This window comes from Flavobacterium sp. ACN6, assembly GCF_002304005.1.
Classification (GTDB): Bacteria; Bacteroidota; Bacteroidia; order Flavobacteriales; family Flavobacteriaceae; genus Flavobacterium.
This window is the reverse complement of the sequence record NZ_MRCQ01000007.1, coordinates 256,181-274,028: the sequence shown is the minus strand read 5'-3', so window position 1 is coordinate 274,028 and position 17,848 is coordinate 256,181. Positions and strand designations below refer to the sequence as shown.

Annotated in this window: 19 protein-coding genes, 1 tRNA gene and 1 pseudogene; 9 read left to right on the top strand and 12 right to left on the bottom strand. The window is 31.8% G+C overall.

Annotated features, from left to right (window positions below):
• Positions 1–3: 3 nt before the first annotated feature.
• Entirely contained in the window at positions 4–246 is a 243-nt protein-coding gene (locus BSF42_RS13235; RefSeq protein WP_095953589.1) for a hypothetical protein, read from the bottom strand.
• Between the two features lie 306 nt (positions 247–552).
• On the opposite strand from BSF42_RS13235, the gene BSF42_RS13230 reads away from it, so the two are divergent.
• A complete protein-coding gene (locus tag BSF42_RS13230; protein ID WP_095953557.1) occupies positions 553–1,812 on the top strand; it encodes a putative DNA modification/repair radical SAM protein in 1,260 nt (419 codons plus the stop codon).
• Between the two features lie 5 nt (positions 1,813–1,817).
• On the top strand, positions 1,818–2,600 hold the full coding sequence (locus BSF42_RS13225; protein ID WP_095953556.1) for a TIGR03915 family putative DNA repair protein: 783 nt from the start codon (positions 1,818–1,820) through the stop codon (positions 2,598–2,600).
• 3 nt (positions 2,601–2,603) lie between these two features.
• On the opposite strand, the gene BSF42_RS13220 is transcribed toward BSF42_RS13225, so the two are convergent.
• Entirely contained in the window at positions 2,604–4,070 is a 1,467-nt protein-coding gene (locus BSF42_RS13220; RefSeq protein ID WP_095953555.1) for a glycoside hydrolase family 130 protein, read from the bottom strand.
• 236 nt (positions 4,071–4,306) lie between these two features.
• Between BSF42_RS13220 and BSF42_RS13215 the strand changes: the two genes are divergently transcribed.
• Together BSF42_RS13215 and BSF42_RS13210 are read left to right on the top strand one after the other, a co-directional pair.
• Positions 4,307–4,846, top strand: a complete 540-nt coding sequence (locus tag BSF42_RS13215) for a helix-turn-helix domain-containing protein (protein WP_095953554.1) — start codon at positions 4,307–4,309, stop codon at positions 4,844–4,846.
• Positions 4,847–4,934: 88 nt separating this feature from the next.
• On the top strand, positions 4,935–5,870 hold the full coding sequence (locus BSF42_RS13210; protein WP_095953588.1) for a hypothetical protein: 936 nt from the start codon (positions 4,935–4,937) through the stop codon (positions 5,868–5,870).
• A 28-nt stretch (positions 5,871–5,898) separates the two neighbouring features.
• On the opposite strand, the gene BSF42_RS13205 is transcribed toward BSF42_RS13210, so the two are convergent.
• Positions 5,899–6,144, bottom strand: a complete 246-nt coding sequence (locus BSF42_RS13205; protein WP_095953553.1) for a hypothetical protein — start codon at positions 6,142–6,144, stop codon at positions 5,899–5,901.
• 408 nt (positions 6,145–6,552) lie between these two features.
• Here BSF42_RS13205 and BSF42_RS13200 point away from each other — a divergent pair, with 408 nt between their 5' ends.
• The 4 genes and pseudogenes from BSF42_RS13200 to BSF42_RS13185 all read left to right on the top strand — a co-directional run bounded on the left by BSF42_RS13200 (position 6,553) and on the right by BSF42_RS13185 (position 9,489).
• Positions 6,553–7,101, top strand: coding sequence for a DUF4494 domain-containing protein (locus BSF42_RS13200; protein WP_095953552.1), 549 nt, complete (start codon positions 6,553–6,555; stop codon positions 7,099–7,101).
• A 168-nt stretch (positions 7,102–7,269) separates the two neighbouring features.
• Positions 7,270–8,796: a glycosyltransferase family 39 protein gene (locus tag BSF42_RS13195; protein WP_095953551.1), complete on the top strand. Its 1,527-nt coding sequence runs from the start codon at positions 7,270–7,272 to the stop codon at positions 8,794–8,796.
• A gap of 5 nt (positions 8,797–8,801) precedes the next feature.
• Positions 8,802–9,325: pseudogene (locus BSF42_RS13190) on the top strand (DUF4269 domain-containing protein).
• A gap of 91 nt (positions 9,326–9,416) precedes the next feature.
• A tRNA-Met gene (locus BSF42_RS13185) sits at positions 9,417–9,489 on the top strand.
• Between the two features lie 83 nt (positions 9,490–9,572).
• Here the strand turns inward: BSF42_RS13185 and BSF42_RS13180 are convergent.
• The 4 genes from BSF42_RS13180 to BSF42_RS13165 form a co-directional block, all read right to left on the bottom strand.
• Positions 9,573–10,301, bottom strand: a complete 729-nt coding sequence (locus BSF42_RS13180; protein WP_095953550.1) for a hypothetical protein — start codon at positions 10,299–10,301, stop codon at positions 9,573–9,575.
• A gap of 156 nt (positions 10,302–10,457) precedes the next feature.
• Entirely contained in the window at positions 10,458–10,910 is a 453-nt protein-coding gene (locus tag BSF42_RS13175; protein WP_095953549.1) for a hypothetical protein, read from the bottom strand.
• 154 nt (positions 10,911–11,064) lie between these two features.
• The gene (locus BSF42_RS13170) at positions 11,065–11,556 is read right to left on the bottom strand and encodes a hypothetical protein (protein ID WP_095953548.1); all 492 of its coding nucleotides are present in this window, start codon (positions 11,554–11,556) and stop codon (positions 11,065–11,067) included.
• Between the two features lie 168 nt (positions 11,557–11,724).
• Positions 11,725–12,513: a hypothetical protein gene (locus tag BSF42_RS13165; protein ID WP_253251048.1), complete on the bottom strand. Its 789-nt coding sequence runs from the start codon at positions 12,511–12,513 to the stop codon at positions 11,725–11,727.
• Between the two features lie 276 nt (positions 12,514–12,789).
• Between BSF42_RS13165 and BSF42_RS13160 the strand changes: the two genes are divergently transcribed.
• Positions 12,790–13,485, top strand: a complete 696-nt coding sequence (locus tag BSF42_RS13160) for a pseudouridine synthase (RefSeq protein WP_095953546.1) — start codon at positions 12,790–12,792, stop codon at positions 13,483–13,485.
• 104 nt (positions 13,486–13,589) lie between these two features.
• Here the strand turns inward: BSF42_RS13160 and BSF42_RS13155 are convergent, their stop codons facing one another.
• The 5 genes from BSF42_RS13155 to BSF42_RS13140 form a co-directional block, all read right to left on the bottom strand.
• Complete coding sequence (locus tag BSF42_RS13155; protein ID WP_095953545.1) at positions 13,590–15,602, bottom strand: M13 family metallopeptidase; 2,013 nt, start codon at positions 15,600–15,602, stop codon at positions 13,590–13,592.
• Between the two features lie 299 nt (positions 15,603–15,901).
• On the bottom strand, positions 15,902–16,282 hold the full coding sequence (locus tag BSF42_RS13150; RefSeq protein ID WP_095953544.1) for a hypothetical protein: 381 nt from the start codon (positions 16,280–16,282) through the stop codon (positions 15,902–15,904).
• Complete coding sequence (locus tag BSF42_RS22435) at positions 16,279–16,422, bottom strand: hypothetical protein (protein ID WP_172426685.1); 144 nt, start codon at positions 16,420–16,422, stop codon at positions 16,279–16,281. Before BSF42_RS22435 ends, BSF42_RS13150 begins: the two co-directional genes overlap by 4 nt.
• A 352-nt stretch (positions 16,423–16,774) precedes the next feature.
• Positions 16,775–17,116 (bottom strand): NTF2 fold immunity protein, encoded by a 342-nt coding sequence (locus BSF42_RS13145; RefSeq protein ID WP_095953543.1) that lies wholly within the window; start codon positions 17,114–17,116, stop codon positions 16,775–16,777.
• Between the two features lie 167 nt (positions 17,117–17,283).
• Entirely contained in the window at positions 17,284–17,847 is a 564-nt protein-coding gene (locus tag BSF42_RS13140) for a hypothetical protein (protein WP_095953542.1), read from the bottom strand.
• Position 17,848 lies beyond the last annotated feature (1 nt).

The following is a 17,848-nucleotide window of genomic DNA, read 5'->3' as shown; positions in this document are numbered from 1 at the left end:
GTATCACGCCGCTTTTTTTACCGTTTGTTTCTTTTCTAATAACTGAAGATGATTTTCAGCACAAAGAATTTTTTCTGTTGTACCATTTTTTTGAATTTCAATCAGATAATGAAAATCTCTCTCTTTTGAGGTAGATTTTATTATAAGCCCCTTTTTAAAGTCCATTTTTCTTTCGATCACTGTCGCCTTATAAGACCTCCCACTCAATGCAGTGTAGGATACATCTTGTCCTTGTGTAAATTTCATCGTTTTAGCAATTCGATTATTAATATTCGCTAATACTAGTACGCTCATTTAGAGATAAATCAATCAATAAGGGGGTTTGATTAATTTTTCATACAGTTGCGCAATTTAGATAAATCGAAAAAACTTCAACCACGTATTTATACCTGTTTTTGAGCTGCGTAAAAATTAATTCGTCAATATATAGTTATTTTCTTGTTATAAAAAATTGATACAATTTAGAACAGTGATTTCCAGTTCCTTTTTGAGCCAAATGAGTAGTTTTGAATAGATTAATTTTCTTTTCAAAAACAATTAAATAAGATCAAAATGGTACATGAAAGAGTGATGGAGAAATTGGCGATCTTAGCTGATGCAGCCAAATATGATGTTTCTTGTTCTTCAAGTCAAAGCAATCGAAAGAACAAAAATAAGGGTTTGGGAGATGCATCCGCAAATGGCATTTGTCATTCATATACAGAAGACGGACGCTGTGTGTCTCTGCTGAAAATTTTATTAACCAATCATTGTATTTTTGACTGCGCCTATTGTGTAAGCCGAAAAAGTAACGACATAAAACGCGCTGCTTTTACGGTTCAGGAAGTGGTAGATCTTACAATTGGTTTTTACAGAAGAAATTATATCGAAGGATTGTTTTTGAGTTCGGGCATATTTGATAACCCCGATTTTACAATGGAACGCCTTGTTAGAATTGCAAAGAAATTACGGTTAGAGGAAAACTTTAATGGCTACATTCATCTCAAAGCAATTCCAGGCGCCAGCGACGAACTTTTAAAAGAGGCAGGATTATATGCAGACCGTTTAAGCGTAAATGTCGAAATGCCGACAGAAAAAAGTCTAAAACTTCTTGCACCCGATAAAAATCATGTCGATGTGATTAAGCCTATGGAATATCTTAAAAATGAAATTGCCGGTCACAAAGAGGAAAAAAAATTAAACTATAAAGCGCCGCTTTTTGCACCAGCCGGCCAAAGTACACAAATGGTTATTGGCGCTACACAAGAAAATGATCTTGAAATTTTAGGAATGGCCAATTATTTCTACGAAAAAATGAGCATGAAACGTGTTTATTATTCTGGATATGTACCAATAAGTTACGACCACAGACTTCCTGCAATTGGAACTCCAGTTCCGATGATTCGAGAAAATCGCTTGTATCAAGCCGATTGGCTGATTCGCTTTTACGGATTTAATGTAAACGAAATTGTTGGTTTTGACCAGCCCAATCTTGATCTCGATATTGACCCAAAATTAGGATGGGCTTTGCGAAATATGGATCAATTTCCTGTTGATATCAATACCGCAGATCTTGAATTAATTAAGCGTATTCCTGGAATAGGATTTTTGAGTGCCAAAAAAATTGTTGCAGCCCGAAAGTTCAAAAAATTGCAACCTCAGGATTTGCAAAAATTAGGAATTGCTTACAATCGTTCGAAATATTTTCTGGCTTTTGCTTCGCCTTTTCACCTGCAGAAAGATCTGACTTCAATTCAAATAAAAAGTCAGATTCTGAATTTACAGAACAGTAAATACAAAAATAATTTTTCGAACCAGCTTGCTTTATTTTAATCCAAATGACACAAGTAATTTATGATGGAAGTTACGAAGGCTGGCTTACAGCAGTTTTTGAGATTTACGAATACAAACTCAAAGATGTAGTTTTTGCAAAAAATGAAGCTTCTGGTGCTTTACTTTTTTCAAATATTCATACTGTAATAACAGATAATGCTAAAGCAGACCGCGTATTGGAAGGCCTGATAAAAAAGCTTTCTTCTGCTGGTTTTTATAATGTTTATAGTGCTTTTTTATCAGAATTAAATCAAATTGAAGAAACGTTATTTCGATTTGTAGCATACGCCTTTTCAAGCTCAATTAATATCGAACAAGATTTAAGTAATAATGATGTTTTAAATGTTAGAAAAGCAGCACATTTAACGGGAAAAGAAAGTCATAGAATGAAAGCGTTTGTGCGTTTCAAACTCACAAAAGACGAATTGTATTATGCGATCGTCGAACCCGATTGTAATGTTTTGCCGATTATAGAAAAACATTTTAAAAACCGTTATGCCGATCAACGCTGGCTGATTTATGATTCCAAACGCAAATACGGAATTTACTACGACCTTGAAAATGTTTCAACGGTCGAAATAAAGTTTGATTCAGAAACTTCCTCATCAAAATTTTTAGCTGAAATATTTGATGAAGATGAAGAATTTTTCCAGAATTTATGGCGCAACTATTTTAGCAGCGTCAACATTGAATCGCGAAAAAACACGAAACTTCATCTCCAGCATATACCCAAAAGATATTGGAAAAATTTGACTGAGAAAATTCCTGATCTCAAAAACAGAAAGTAATTGTTATTTACTATTTTTTAGCGCATCCAGCAATTCCGCCAGATTTACAACTCCATAAGTAGAACAATAATCTGATACTGCATAAGGCAATATCAAACTGTCGTTATGAATAATCGCCCCGCAGGAATACACTACATTTGGCACATAACCTTCGCGTTCATCTTCAAGAGGAGAAAGCAATGGCTCTGTAAGTCTTCCAATTTCTTTCGACGGATCATCTAAATCAAATAAGGAAGCCCCTATGCAATAACGTCTCATTGTACCCACACCGTGCGTAATAACCAGCCAGCCTTCTTCTGTCCAAAGCGGCGAACCACAATTTCCAATTTGCGTCAACTCCCACGTATAACGAGGTTCTTGCAGTAAAATTGGCGTATTCCATTGTGTAGCCCGCTCAGAATACATGATATAATTATTCACTCCGTCAATTCGGGCAAGCATGGCATATTTCCCTTTTATTTTTCTTGGAAACAAGGCTAAATTTTTATTTTGCGCACCAGCTCCATGAAGCGGCATTACTCTAAAACTATAAAAATCTTCAGTAGAAATAAGTTTCGGTAATATTGTATGACCATTATAAGCTGTATAAGTCGCCATTACACGAACTGAATTATCATCATCGACAAAACGAACAAAACGAGCATCTTCTATTCCGCGGCTTTCAGAATCTGAAATTGGAAAAATGACACGTTCTGTAATATCAGAATCGTGTTTGAATTGTATGTCGTAAAACGAATTGGCCAGCCAAAGTATTTCCTGCAATGCGGTTTTTCTTTCTTCACGAATAATAGGATCACTTAAAGCAGTATTTAGTATGTTTTTAAGAATCGCAAATTCAAACTCATCTGGAAGATCCTGCATAATCTGGGTAATATATTTATCCGTAGTATGCATTTCCATCAATTTAGTCAGAAATCGTTCTTTATTAAATAAAGTCTTGTGTTCAATTTCGGCTTTATCAATATGACTTCCAATTTTCATTATATGCAGATTATTGTCTCTGTCTAAGATTCCTCTTCTAAAAACAATAGACGAAATATGACCTTCTCCCGTAGCACGAAACGAAATAACGACACGTTTTTCTCCCGCTTCTAATCCGGTTTGGTCAAAATCTTCTACAATTGAAGGATTAAAAATCGCAGCAGATTCAATGGCATATTCCATGGTGCAATAAGAACCAATAAGCATTTTTCGATCCAAAGACATTGCTTCATAATCAATCTTCATTGCTTCTATTATAGGTCTTATTCTTTCGCAATGTCTAAAAAACACTGCTGAAATATTTCGATGACGTCTCGCAAATTCACGAAGCGTCTGCTCTAAAGTCTGTAATACTTGTTTTTCATCCAGCATCATGATCCGAAGTACCATTTGCTGAGTTCGTTCGTTCCCATTCATAAAATATCGGGCAACAACTCTTCTAGAATCTGGTGTAAATTTTATATTTTTTCGGACAACTGATACTCTCATAAATATGTTTTTGGTTAAAATAAAACGGGCAAAATCTTTTATTCTATAACAAGTTAATAATTTTGTTAAAGAAAAGGCTTAAATTTTTATTAAACTTTCGAGGTTATCCGGTATTCCGCCCTAAAATATTAAATTACAAAAGCTATTAATTGAAACGGGACAAATAATTAAATTGTTGTGATCAAGACTTTTTTTGCTATTTTCGTTTCCATACTTAAAAAAAGCAATCTAAAGAAATGAACAATAAAGTTAAAGTTTTGAGAGAGGAAAAAAATATGACTCAAAATGAATTGGCTGAAAAATCTGGGCTTTCCCTGCGAACAATTCAGAGAATTGAAGCTGGTAATATTCTTAAAGGATTTACATTAAAAACAATTGCGCAATCTTTAGAAACAATTCCAGAGAATCTAATTAGTAAAACAGAAAACAGCGGAATTGAAAGAGCCAAAATCATTAATCTTTCTGCCTTATCTGGACTTGTAATTCCCTTTGGAAGTATTATTTTTCCTTTGATCTTAACGTATAAAACAGAAGATCTTACAAACAGAGAACTCGGAAAACAGATTATAACGATTCACCTCTTTTTGAGTCTTATGCTTTCCTTTCTATTAATTGTAAGTCCGTTTATTCAAAAGGCTTTTTCTATCGATTTTCCCCTTTTTCTTATTCCATTAATTACAATTCTCTTCTTAAAATTAGTTGTTGTTGTGCTAAACGGAATCAGTTTGAACAAGAACCAAAGTCTTGCTATTAAACTAAAAAACAACTTCTTATAATTCAAGTCATAAAAATGACGTAAAAATGTCATCTTGTTTTTGCATGAAAATTGGAACCTAAATCCGAATCTTGCAGAAAAAATCAGCTATGAAATTATTTAAGAAAATTGCGTCGATTACTTTAGTCGTTATTGTTTTGTTTTTGTTGGGAGGATATTTTTATTTCCAAAAGAAATTTACACCACCAGAGAACTATCTGACAGTATCTGGAACAGCAGAAAATATTCCTATAAAATGGATTTCTGATAAAGAAAACCCAAATACTGCATTGCTCTTGCCTGTAAAACTCAACGGAATCGAAAAGACATTTTATATGCAGTTTGATTCAGGTTCGCCAATTACCGTATTTTACAAAAATGCCTTAGAATCTATTTCTGAAAAATTCCAAAATCAAATTAAAATTAAAGAGGAAAATGAGATTTCTTCAGGTTTTACAATCGGAAATATGAATGTTGCTTCTGCTCATTTTGAAGTTTTAAATTATGGGCATAAAATTAATTTTGATGATCCGAATGCCAAAAATATAATTGGCACAATTGGAACCGATTTATTAGAAAAACGAATTACCATTTTTGATTTTAAAAACAATAAATGCTCGTTTGTACACCAAATACAAGAAACCAGTTTTATAGATTTTGAATTTAAAAAACGTAAAATATTAATTCCTGCCTCAGTCGAAAACGAAAACCTAAAACTATTATACGATTCTGGAACGAGCGGTTACGAATTTATTACCACAAAAGAAGTATGGAAAAAATATAAAATCAAAAACAGCAAGATAAAAACGGAAAAAGGAAATTCGTGGGGAAATATTTTAACTGTTTTCTCAGCTGTGGCAAATCAGAAAATACAATTTGGAAATCTATCCTTAAAACTTTCTGAGGTTACCTACATCGAAGGCACATCGAAACTGCAAAACTTTCTAATGAAACGCTCTGGAATGCAGGGAATGATTGGAAACAAACTTTTCCTTAATCATACACTAATTCTCGATTGCAAAAACGAAAAATTCAAACTGAAATAAAAGTAATTTTCTTTTCGATAAATATAAATTAAGAGTTTTGCTGTATGATGGTTTTAACGTTCTCTATAAAAGCGTCTGTATCTTTGACATCTTGTTTTATTGATAAATGGTGATCTGACAAATTGTATTGTTCGATCATATCTTTTTTCAAATATTTCAACATTGACTCAAGGCTTCGCGTATCATTTTGTCCTTGTCTTTTTATTTCATTGTGTTTGCTCTCAATATACTTTAAAGTCTCTTTTAACTTTTGAACGTTTAATTTTCCTGTCATTTATGCTGCTTAAAATTATAAAAAAATAACAGCTAGAAATGTGGTCAGACTCAATATGCTCCAAAAACCAATATCATTTGAATTTGCCTCATTCCTAGCCATTATCTTTTGACACTTACGTTCAAATTGACCATTTGGTTTGAAATGAATTCATTTTTTTATTGATTTTTAAATTGATGGAAAATAATTTATTGGCTTACAATAAATTACATTCAAAAAATAATTTGATTTTATGAAAATTTTAAAAGGATGAATGCGATTACAAAGTATTTTCGATACAGAAACTCACAACTTTCAGAACATCAAAACATTACCAAAAAATATTCAAAATTGTGAATATCTATTTTGAGATTTAACTATTTATTTTCCTGTAAAATTTATCTTTGGCATCCTTAAAATTTAAAAGAGATGAGCGTAGTTTGGTACGAATGCAAAGTAAAATATAGAAAAACAGATGAAACTGGCGGACAAAAAGTTTTAACCGAACCATATTTGGTTGACGCATTGTCTTATACAGAAGCTGAAAAAAGAATTAATGAAGAAATGGCTGCTTATATTAGTGAAGAATTTAAAATCACCAATATTAAAGTTGCTAATTATGCTGAAATTCATCCGTTTGAAAATACCGACAGATGGTTTAAATCTAAGGTTTCTTTGATCGCTTATGATGAAGAAAGCGGTAAAGAGAGAAAAACGAGTATGTATATGCTTATTCAGGCAAATGACGTTCGTGAAGCTTATGACAATACGATTCATGTAATGAAAAACTCAATGGGAGAATATTCGATTCCCGCAATTTCAGAATCGCCTATTATGGATGTTTTTCCTTATTTCAGCGGTGAAGAAGGAGAATCTGAAATGTTGGAAAGATTCAATGCGCTAAAAGCTTCAAAACCTGAAAAAGCAGAAGCTGAAATCGTAGATCACATGGAATTTGAAACAGCAGAAGAGGAATAGTTTCTTTTTAATTTTCAAAAAGGAAATTCCAAATTCCAATAAAAGAAATTCAATATTTATAAAATGGCTTCAGAGAAATCTGAGGCTTTTTTTATTCAAAATAAATCTTATATTCGTTTAACATATACGCTGACATAAAACCATTTACAACCAAAAACCAAAACCTTCATGACTAAAAAAACGCTGCTTTTAATTGGGTTTATTATTCTAAAATTTGTTTTACAATATGTTTTAATTAGTCCCGAATATGATTTGCAGCGCGACGAATATCTGCATCTCGATCAGGCGCACCATTTGGCTTGGGGGTATTTATCGGTTCCGCCTGTTACGTCTTGGTTTTCATATCTTATTTTCCTTCTTGGAAATTCGGTTTTCTCGGTCAAGTTCTTCCCTGCCCTATTTGGCGCTTTGACGCTTTTAACGGTCTGGAAAACTATCGAACTTTTAAAAGGAAATCTCTACGCTTTGATTCTTGGTGCACTGGGTATTTTGTTTTCTTGTTTATTGCGTCTTAATATGCTTTATCAACCAAACTCGCTGGATGTATTGTGCTGGACTTTATTTTATTATGTTTTAATTCAATACATAACTTCTGAAAACACCAAATGGCTTTACATTGGCGCGGTTGTATTTGCATTCGGATTTCTGAATAAATACAATATTTTGTTTTTGTTACTCGGATTAATTCCTGCGATTTTACTTTCTAAACAAAGAAAAATACTTGCTCAAAAACAGCTTTATTTTGCTTTAATTTTAGGATTACTTTTGATTCTCCCGAATCTTGTCTGGCAGTACCGTAATCAATTTCCAATTGTACATCACATGAAAGAACTGGCAGAAACGCAATTGGTAAATGTTGATCTTGCAGGATTTTTAAAAGAACAAATTCTCTTTTTTATTGGTTCTCTTTTTGTAATATTGGCAGCACTTTATGCTTTCGTGCGTTACAAACCTTTTCAAAAATATCAGTTGTTCTTGAGCGCATTTATATTTACACTTTTAATCTTTATCTACTTCAAAGCCAAATCGTATTATGTTATAGGTTTGTATCCAATTTACATTGGATTTGGAGCTGTTTATCTTTCAGAAATTTTAAAAGATGGATGGAAACGTTTTCTAAAACCTGTTTTTATACTGATTCCTTTACTTCTTTTTATTCCGATGTACAACGTTGCTTTTCCTAATAAAAGTCCTGAATATATGGTCGCAAATTCAGCGCAATACAGAGCATTGGGAATGCTTCGGTGGGAAGACGGAAAAGAACATCAATTACCTCAGGATTTTGCAGATATGCTGGGTTGGAAGGAATTGGCCGGCAAAGTTGATTCTATTTATGCCAAACTCCCAAACCAAAAAGAAACCATTGTAATCTGTGACAATTACGGACAAGCCGGTGCCATTAATTATTATACCAAAAAAGGTATTAGAGCGGTTTCTTTTAACGCCGATTACGTAAACTGGTTCAATCTCGATATTCGATATAAAAATTTAATCCGCGTAAAAAATTTTGAAGAAAACAGCGACGAATTTAAAACAACAAGTCCGTTTTTTGAAAAGGCATTCATTGGAGGCCAGATTACAAATAAATATGCCAGAGAATATCAGGCGGCTATTTTTGTTTTTTTGAATGCTAAAATCAATATCAACCCAAGGTTAGAACAAGAAATCGAGGAAGAAAAAAATTATAAGGATTAATAAACATGACTGATTTTACTAACATCTCTTATTTGAAAACAGGAAATCAAAAACAGCAATCCGTTTTTCAACTTCTCACGAAATACAAAGTTTTAGAAAATCTGTCTGCATTTAATCCTATACTGGTCGGCACGATTCCGATAAATATAGACATTGAAAATAGTGATCTTGATATTATTTGTTATTGGAAAAACAAAGCCGATTTTATCGAGAAGATTGAACAAGTTTTCGGGAAAGAAAAGAACTTTGTTATTCGAGAAACCGTCATCAATAATCAAGAATCGGTCGTTGCGAACTTCAATATTGACTTTTTTGAAATCGAAATTTTCGGGCAGATATTCCAACCCAAGATCAAAATGGCTATAAACATATGGTAATTGAAGCCAAAATTCTGCATTTAAAAGGCGAAAACTTCCGATTAGAGGTTGTTAAATTAAAAGAAAAAGGAATAAAAACCGAACCTGCATTCTGCATGCTACTAGGCTTAACAGGAAATGTTTACGAAGAATTATTAGATTTTAAAGTCTAGAAAAAGCCACTGTTTTCAGAAATCAAAAAAAATAAAGTGCCAAAATTATTTGCATAACCGTATTTAGTGTGTATCTTTGCACCCGAAACATCGCGGGATAGAGCAGTAGGCAGCTCGTCGGGCTCATAACCCGAAGGTCACAGGTTCGAGTCCTGTTCCCGCTACTAAGACAAAAGCTTCAGAGAAATCTGGAGCTTTTTTCGTTACAGGACAATCAATTCGAAAACATACATAAATAGTAACTATTTTAATCTGTCTCTGATGCTATTATTCCTACATACCATTTTTTTGTCGGATTATATATTGTCCAAAAGTAACTTCCCCACCATTCTTTTCCCGAATCAAAGACAACTGAACAATTTGTATCCCATGCATATACTGTCAATTCATTAATTTCGCAGAAAAAATATTCCAAAAACTCCAATAAATATTTTCCACGCAAATAAATTTCTTTTTCAAGACTTAAATTATAAGGTGGTTCCATTAGTGCATGAACAAAATAACCTTTATTGTCCATATACAATTGTTTGTACGTTGCATCTAATGCATTAATATCTACCTTGTTTTCTGGTATTTCATCTTGGTCATAATAAAAATAAGAATTCAGAGTATTATTCCCCAATTGTCCACGAATGAGAGGTTTATTATTATTTAAGTCAAAGTGTGAACCTAAAAAATGGAATAAATCTATCTTTTGTCCACTAGGGTCTAATTTGTCAAAGTCAGTCATTGCATAAGCTATATCCTTTCTTTGATTTTTAGATGCGACTTTGTTAAAATGAAAATTCCATTCAAAGTTTTGCTTTTCTAATGTTTGTCGAGCCGTTGTCAGATGTGCATTATACTCGTCAGGCAATTGACCCAAGTAGTTTTCCTTAATTTCAAAAACAGAAATCCTTAAAGCTCCCCCAATCTTTTGGTGAGTTTCTATTTTTTCAGTCAGGTTACTGTCTTTTATTTCTTGAATGTTTACCATTAATTTTGTGAAATTGTTACTAAAGTTCTGGCGCTTGGTGAGGTTGAGGAATAAAGATGTGAGGTTTTTCAGTTAAACACAAATTTTTAAATACAAAATCATCTTTAAAATCAGCCTAAACCTCAATCTCCTCAAATGGCTGTTAGCACCAGTGATTTATCCATCAACTATAATTCCTTCTTGCGGTTCTAGGTCTATAAACTCAATTGTCACATAATGATTTATTTTAGTAGAATATAGTGTTAGTGACCAATTAACAGAATTGTCTGTTATTCTTGATAATGAAATTCCATCAATAGTAAATTCTTGATCAAAGTCAATAATTTGATTTTCTTCTTCCCAATCTTCCAATTCTTTTTTTAAGTATGGAATAATTACCTCAACTTTTATTGAAGTATACTTGGCCCGCAATTTAGTGTAGAATTCTTTTTGGCTTTCTGTTGGTCCATTTTGATCTGCGTCAATAATTATTCCAACTTTTTGTGAGTCAAATTCCACATCGCCGTCATAAAAATTTTTCGTCGTGTCACTAAATTTTGTATAATTTAATTCGCCAAATAAGTCGTCTACAAATTTCGGTTTCTTTTTAAAAATGTCAAATATTCCCATTTTGTGTATTATTGGTGCTAACGTTCTGATACTACAGCGGGTTCCGGACTAAATTAAAATTTATTCTTCGGTAATCACTATATTTCGAAATACAAACCATCTTTCCATTAAGCCCAATGCCCAAATTCGTTGTAGTGGCTGTTGCCGAGAGGTTTTATTTCTTTTTATTCCTTTTTCTATTGTAAATCAATTTGTATTCTTCAGTTCTATTTTTGTATTTTTTTGTATTTATTATTCTAAAATAAAATAAGTATGTTAAAGGAATTACAACAACTAATATTAACATTAAAAAGTCAAATATTCCATAATAAGTATTAATTTTTTCACCATTAATAGTTAATATTTTTGAGTTCGTATTTCCAATGTATAAATTTTTAGAGACTATTTTGTCTCCAACATTAATTGTATAGTTTAATGTTTCATATTGTGTCAAATATAAAACATCCTTATTATTGTTGATTTCATATTCAAATCCATATAATCTTCCACCCTTACCATAATTGGAAACTAAATTTACTTTAGTAACTTTTCCACTTACAATATCACTTTTATCAAAATGTTTTAAATTATAATATGTAGTTGAAATAGAAGCAATGAAAAGAATCAAAGCAATCAGATTTATAATAAAAATTGCAACATACTTCATCCTTTTTCTTTAAATTATAAATATTTTCAAAGTCCGTCTTTAGTAAACTTCTCGCCAACGTTCTGGTACTACAGCGGGTTAGGTACTAAATTAAGCCCATTCTTCGGATTTGCTAAATCATCCCCAAATATTAATTTCACGAGCGTGACACACACAAGAGCTGATGATTTATTTGAAAAATATAGTTAATGGAACTTTACTAGAAACAACTATTCCTGCACTTTTTGCTGGAATCCATTTTGTTTTAAGTATAAATTCTTTTGTTTTAGTTATAAAATAAGATCTGTATTTATAGTTTTTTTTATTTTGAAAAGTTATCTCAATATCAATATTTGAAACTTCTCCATTTTTTGATAAAGTAAATTCGGCAGAAATAGAAGAATATGAATCCTTATTTTTTCTGTATTCAAAATCAGTAGGATATTCTGTAAACTTCCAAAAATCTTTTTCGTAGCTTTTAAAAAAATCTCTGTATGATTTATCATTTGGATATCTGGATATTGTATCACATTCCTCAAACGAATAGACTTTATTCAGATTATTTATAACATATTGTTTTTCAGCAATTGTTCTTAAAGAATCTATAAAATTTTTTCCATATCTTTTATCAATTTCTTGTCGCATTTTAATTGCGTAACAATTTTGTAATTCGCCTGGAACTGTACAATAATAGGAAGCAGAGTCGATTCCAATATTGTATTTTGAAAGTAACCTATTCATTTCCTCATTACTTCGATATTGTACTACCATTCCAAAATAATGAAAATAAGTTAACTTATTTTTCTCAATATCTTTTTTGGCATTTTTAGTTTCTTCTTTACAAATTGAGTCCCAATATTTATTTTCTACGTCAAGTTCAACTTCCTTTGGTGTTTGATTTTTTTCAGCTTGAATTTGAGGATTTAATTTTCCACAACTAATTAAAATCAGAAATATTATAGAATAGATTATTTTCATTTGTCTCATTTTTTTCGGTAAAATATCTTCCAGCTTATTTATATGTCTGAAAAAATCACGCAAAGGAACCCAAATTAGAGTGGCTATAGGCGATAAGTATTACACCTTATTATTTTCAAATATATAATTTTTACACTGTAAATTATCATTACGGCTTTTATTTTACTGGATGTTTTTGACCATAAAAATGAATGTCGATATGTAAACTAAAAAATAGAAAGTATAGAAATAACTAATAAAGGCCATTTCAATCAAAATCTCTTCTATTTTTGCCAAATGTTAGAAATTCTTTACCAAGACGAATATATTATAGCCATTAATAAACCCAGCGGATTGTTGGTTCACAAATCATTTTATGCGCGCGATGCAAAAGTGTATGCTATTCAGGAACTGAGAAATCAAATAGGGCAGCACGTTTATCCTATTCATCGGTTAGATCGCAAAACATCTGGTGTCTTGTTATTTGCGTTGAATGCAGCCGTTTTGAAAATTATGAATGATCGTTTTGCGACACGCGAAGTCGAAAAAAAATATTTGGCAATTTTACGGGGCTGGTCACCCGACGAACTAACGATTGATTATGATTTAACCAACGATGATGATATTACACAAAATGCCATAACCTATTTTCATCGTTTGCAAAATGCCGAAGTTGAGTTAGAATTTAACAATCGACCAACTTCACGATATTGTTTGGTAGAAGCGATTCCTGAAACAGGACGTATGCATCAATTACGAAAACATTTCAAGCATATTTTTCATCCCATTTTAGGAAGTCGTCCGCATGGTTGCAACAAACAAAATAAATTGTGGCTGGAGAATTATGACTTAAAAGGAATGATGCTTCATGCGCATCAGTTAATTTTTAATCATCCAATAACGAATGAACAACTAATCGTGAATGCAAAGATTAACGAAGAGTTTAGCAGAGTAGGCACTATTCTTAATCTGGATCTGAGTAAGTATAAATAGGAGATTTTATAGAATTTACTATTATTAAGAAACAAAAAAAATGCGCAAATTTCAAAGCGAAATTTGCGCATTTTTTCATGATACTATTTTGGAAACAAAGTACATTACCAAATGGTTATTCTGTCTTTCGCAGGCAGAAACATTTTATCTCCTGGCTGTACATTAAAGGCTTCGTAAAATGGTGTAGTATTCATTAGAGGTCCATTTACACGCCAATTTGGTGGAGAATGCGGATTATTGTTAATCCACAAACGCAGGAACTCGTCTTTCATTTTTACTCTCCATATTTTGGCTATAGAAATAAAGAAGCGCTGGTCTGGAGTAAAACCATCAATTTTTGTATTTCCTTTTCCTTGTTCCGTCATTTTAAAAGCATCATAAGCAACTGCTATTCCGGCAATATCTGCTGTATTTTCGCCAACTGTCATTGCTCCATTAATATGTAAATCGCCTAAAACGGTATAAGTACTATACAAATCAATAACCTGTTGTATTCTTGACTTAAACTGTGCATAATCCTCTTTTGTCCACCAGTTTTTTAAGTTACCATCTTTATCATATTGAGCACCTTGATCATCAAAAGTATGGGTTATTTCGTGACCAATTACCATTCCTATACCTCCATAATTAAGTGCATCATCTGCATTATTATCAAAATATGGCGCTTGTAAAATACCCGCAGGAAAAACAATTTCATTTGCAGTGGGGTTATTGTAGGCCGTCACCGTTGGAGGTGTAGTATACCATTCTGATTTATCGACTGGTTTGTCCAATTTTGCCAAATGAAATTGAAATGCAGCTGTAGCGGCTGCTACCATATTCTCAAAATAAGTATTTCTGGCTATATTTACGCTGCTATAGTCTTTCCATTTATCTGGATATCCTATTTTCTTAGTCATGGCTGCCAATTTTTCTTTAGCTTTTTGCTTCGTACCTTGACTCATCCATTCCAATTTATCAATTCTTACGGCATACGCTTTTTGCAGATTATTCACGAGAACTAACATGCGTTTTTTGGCATCTTCTGAAAAATATTTTTTTACATACAATTCAGCCAAAGCTTCGCCTAAGTTATTATCGAGGACATTAGCCATTTTTTCTCCACGTGTTTTTTGAACCGCTTGACCAGAAAGCACTTTGGTATACTCAAATGAGGCATCAACAAAAGACTTACTTAAATCATCTGCATATCTTTCTAAAGAATTTGCTTTCAGGTAAATTTTCCAATCATTAATGGGAATGGTTTTTAAGAGCTTATTAAGAGCGTCATAATACGCGGGCTGACCTACATTAATGGAATTGGTTTGAGCACCTAAATTATTTAAAAAAGTAGGCCAGTCTATGTTCGGATGTCTTTTTGAAAGATCTGTCACAGCCATTTTATTATAATTTGCCTGTACATCCCGAAGCTCAACTTTTGTTTTATGCGAAACGGCGAGTTGTTTGTCAATATCGTAAACTAAATTAGCATTCTTTTTAGCTTCTATTGCATTACTGCCTGTTTGCTGAAATAATGTAGTAAGATATTTTTTGTACGCCTGCTGTATGGCAACAGTTGATGAATCTGATTTGAAATAATAGTCCCTATCTGGCAAACCAATACCCGTTTGGTAGATTTGGGCAATATTCATACTGCTGTTTTTTTCATCTGGTGAAACTCCAAATCCTATAATAGAAGGATTGTTAACCTTTACCTGATTAACAACAAAGTTCATTAAGGACGGTAAATCGTTAATTGCTTCAATTTTATCAAGCAGCGGTTTGATAGGTGTGTAACCGCGTTTGTCAATAGTTACTGTATCCATACCCGATGCATAAAAGTCTCCTACCTTTTGCGCTATACTTCCTTCTGGATTTTTACTTTGCGAAATACTGTCTAATATCCCCTGCAGGCGCATTCGCTGCGGATAATTCATAAACATATAAGCGCCAACTCCTGCTTGAGATGCTGGTATTGATATAGAATCATACCATTTGCCATTTACATATCTAAAAAAATCATTGCCAGGACGTAATGTAGAATCTATTCCACTGATGGCAATATTTTTTTTTCCTTCATGTTTTGAGCACGCTGTAAAAGCTAAGAATGCAATGAAGAGCATAAATGAATTTTTCATAATCTGGTCTATTTGTATTTAAATGAACTGAAAAACGTTTGAAGGCAGCTATTTTTAAATGTATATAACTGGTATAGTTAATTTTAGGAAAACAATATACGAATTCCGTTTTTAATTCTAAAGTTTATCTCTTCTATTTGTTATAGTTACGAACGCGTTCTACTACTACAGCGTGTTTTGGAGTAAATGAAGTTTTGTTTTCAGATTTGGATTTTCCACATCATCCCACATACAAAACCAACTTTTTATTAAGCTATTGCCCAAATCTGTTGTAGCAGCTATTTTTGGTATTGATAAAACTACTTTTCTATAACGTTCCAGTTTAATAACTTTACATTTCTGCTATATTTTAAATCTTTCATAAGAATACTATCTTTATAAACTTTTAAAATTAGATATTTGTTATCGCTTATATTTAAAATGCTATCATTCGTTGTAAATTTCCAATTCATCGCAGCGCCATATTGTCCTTCGTTTTTATCAAAGAAAAAATTTGTACACTTTCCATTATCCTCAAACTTTAAATATGTAATGAATGAACCATTATTCTTTTCATATTTTTTTTCGTAATTATAATATACCCACTTTTTTGTTGGGTTTGTTAATCCAAGCTCATCTTTGTTTTTACACGAATTGAGAAGCAGAAAAAGCATCCCTAATAATAAAATTTTATTTCTCATAAATTTAGTTTAATGTGGTCTCCCAGCTCCGCGAAATTTTCTGAAATTACACCAATGCAATGCGCAAATGTTTCCAATTGTGCAGTTTTTTGTAATAACCTTTCATCAAACGGTTCATTTCTAAAAAGTTCTGATTTCATAATAAATTATTTTAGAAAGATATTTCGAAAAACTGGCTTTAAATTCAAAACATCAACAATTGGATGATCTGCTTTTAATGCTTACAGAATTTAAATGTATTAGAAAAAAAAAGCACCTCCTGAAGTCTCTGACTTTCAAAGTAATGCCCTTAGAATATTATTCATTGTACATTAAAAAATAATTCAAAACACTACTTGTCATCAAATTTAATTATAAATTCGTCTAAACTTTTAGGTGTAGTTAAAGTGAAATTTGTGCAACTTTATATAAAAAAACTTTACAGAGAGGGATGAGTTATGATTCTTCTTTTTTATCTTACTTAATATCTCCAAGATCAACATAATTTTCAATTTATTTTCCGTGATAAATTTCTAATACTTTAGCATCTTTTGAAGATATTTCGATATAAAATGTCCCTCCATAACCAAGTTTATTGAAAGTGCCTTCTAATTTCCAAATACTATCTTGTTTTACATTTACTACATAAGGTTTTTGATTTTCTATTTTATCTTTTCCAAATCGTTCAAATAAAATAGCTTCAGCTATAGCAACAGCCGTTTCTTCTTTTCCGACTAAACAATCTTCGCATTTTTTAATTTTATTATTGCTATAATTTTTATTTGCATCATTACAACTCATTGAAAAAAATACGAGAATCATTATCGGTATTATTTTTGACATTTTTGTTTTCATTCTTTTTAAAATTTAAGTGAAGCAACATTTGTAGGTACAATCTTAAACTCATGAAAAAACCTCGTTGTAAGCGAGGTTTAATGCTTTTATTGTTTGTCGATTTGCTTTGTGCGCACGGAAAGGATTTCTGCGCTATAGTTACGTACAAAATCTGTAAGATTATACATTTAATTTCCCCAAAATTTATTGGTATACCTTATAATGTCTGAATTTTTATTCTCTTCTAAAATTTTGTTATTTCTCAAATACCTCTCTAATCCCTCCTTATATTTATATCGATCAAAATTATTAACATTATCAATAAAATTAAAAAATTGTTTTCTGTTTTTTGAAGTATTAGACGCAATAGATTCACATAGAATAAATTTATTTGAAACACCAGAAAATTTTTCATCTCTTGATCCGAATTCTCTTTTTTCAATTCTAATCTCATCACCTAGTACTTCATTAATATTATTTTTAAGCTTTTCTCTATCTACTGTAACGTACAAAGGATAAGTAAGATATCCCATCCATATTAAAGTTTCTTCAGAAATAGATTTTTTCTTATCAACCTTATCATAACATAAACATTTTTTAGTAAACAAAAAATGTTGGTAAGCTATAGTATCATTCTTTATTTTGGTTTGAACGGTATCAATAAGTTTCAAATCTTCTTCTTTTATATATTTATACTGAGAAAATACCCCAATGCTAAAAAACAGACACAATATCAATAACTTTACTTTCATC

Excerpts from the sequence above, each read along its gene's own strand:
- BSF42_RS13150 (WP_095953544.1), bottom strand. The coding sequence starts at position 16,282 with ATGAGAAATAAAATTTTATTATTAGGGATGCTTTTTCTGCTTCTCAAT.
- BSF42_RS13200 (WP_095953552.1), top strand. The coding sequence starts at position 6,553 with ATGAGCGTAGTTTGGTACGAATGCAAAGTAAAATATAGAAAAACAGAT.
- BSF42_RS13225 (WP_095953556.1), top strand. The coding sequence starts at position 1,818 with ATGACACAAGTAATTTATGATGGAAGTTACGAAGGCTGGCTTACAGCA.
- BSF42_RS13155 (WP_095953545.1), bottom strand. The coding sequence starts at position 15,602 with ATGAAAAATTCATTTATGCTCTTCATTGCATTCTTAGCTTTTACAGCG.
- BSF42_RS13180 (WP_095953550.1), bottom strand. The coding sequence starts at position 10,301 with ATGGTAAACATTCAAGAAATAAAAGACAGTAACCTGACTGAAAAAATA.
- BSF42_RS13160 (WP_095953546.1), top strand. The coding sequence starts at position 12,790 with ATGTTAGAAATTCTTTACCAAGACGAATATATTATAGCCATTAATAAA.
- BSF42_RS13170 (WP_095953548.1), bottom strand. The coding sequence starts at position 11,556 with ATGAAGTATGTTGCAATTTTTATTATAAATCTGATTGCTTTGATTCTT.
- BSF42_RS13215 (WP_095953554.1), top strand. The coding sequence starts at position 4,307 with ATGAACAATAAAGTTAAAGTTTTGAGAGAGGAAAAAAATATGACTCAA.
- BSF42_RS13140 (WP_095953542.1), bottom strand. The coding sequence starts at position 17,847 with ATGAAAGTAAAGTTATTGATATTGTGTCTGTTTTTTAGCATTGGGGTA.
- BSF42_RS13235 (WP_095953589.1), bottom strand. The coding sequence starts at position 246 with ATGAAATTTACACAAGGACAAGATGTATCCTACACTGCATTGAGTGGG.
- BSF42_RS13145 (WP_095953543.1), bottom strand. The coding sequence starts at position 17,116 with ATGAAAACAAAAATGTCAAAAATAATACCGATAATGATTCTCGTATTT.
- BSF42_RS13175 (WP_095953549.1), bottom strand. The coding sequence starts at position 10,910 with ATGGGAATATTTGACATTTTTAAAAAGAAACCGAAATTTGTAGACGAC.
- BSF42_RS13165 (WP_253251048.1), bottom strand. The coding sequence starts at position 12,513 with ATGAAAATAATCTATTCTATAATATTTCTGATTTTAATTAGTTGTGGA.
- BSF42_RS13205 (WP_095953553.1), bottom strand. The coding sequence starts at position 6,144 with ATGACAGGAAAATTAAACGTTCAAAAGTTAAAAGAGACTTTAAAGTAT.
- BSF42_RS13220 (WP_095953555.1), bottom strand. The coding sequence starts at position 4,070 with ATGAGAGTATCAGTTGTCCGAAAAAATATAAAATTTACACCAGATTCT.
- BSF42_RS13195 (WP_095953551.1), top strand. The coding sequence starts at position 7,270 with ATGACTAAAAAAACGCTGCTTTTAATTGGGTTTATTATTCTAAAATTT.
- BSF42_RS22435 (WP_172426685.1), bottom strand. The coding sequence starts at position 16,422 with ATGAAATCAGAACTTTTTAGAAATGAACCGTTTGATGAAAGGTTATTA.
- BSF42_RS13230 (WP_095953557.1), top strand. The coding sequence starts at position 553 with ATGGTACATGAAAGAGTGATGGAGAAATTGGCGATCTTAGCTGATGCA.
- BSF42_RS13210 (WP_095953588.1), top strand. The coding sequence starts at position 4,935 with ATGAAATTATTTAAGAAAATTGCGTCGATTACTTTAGTCGTTATTGTT.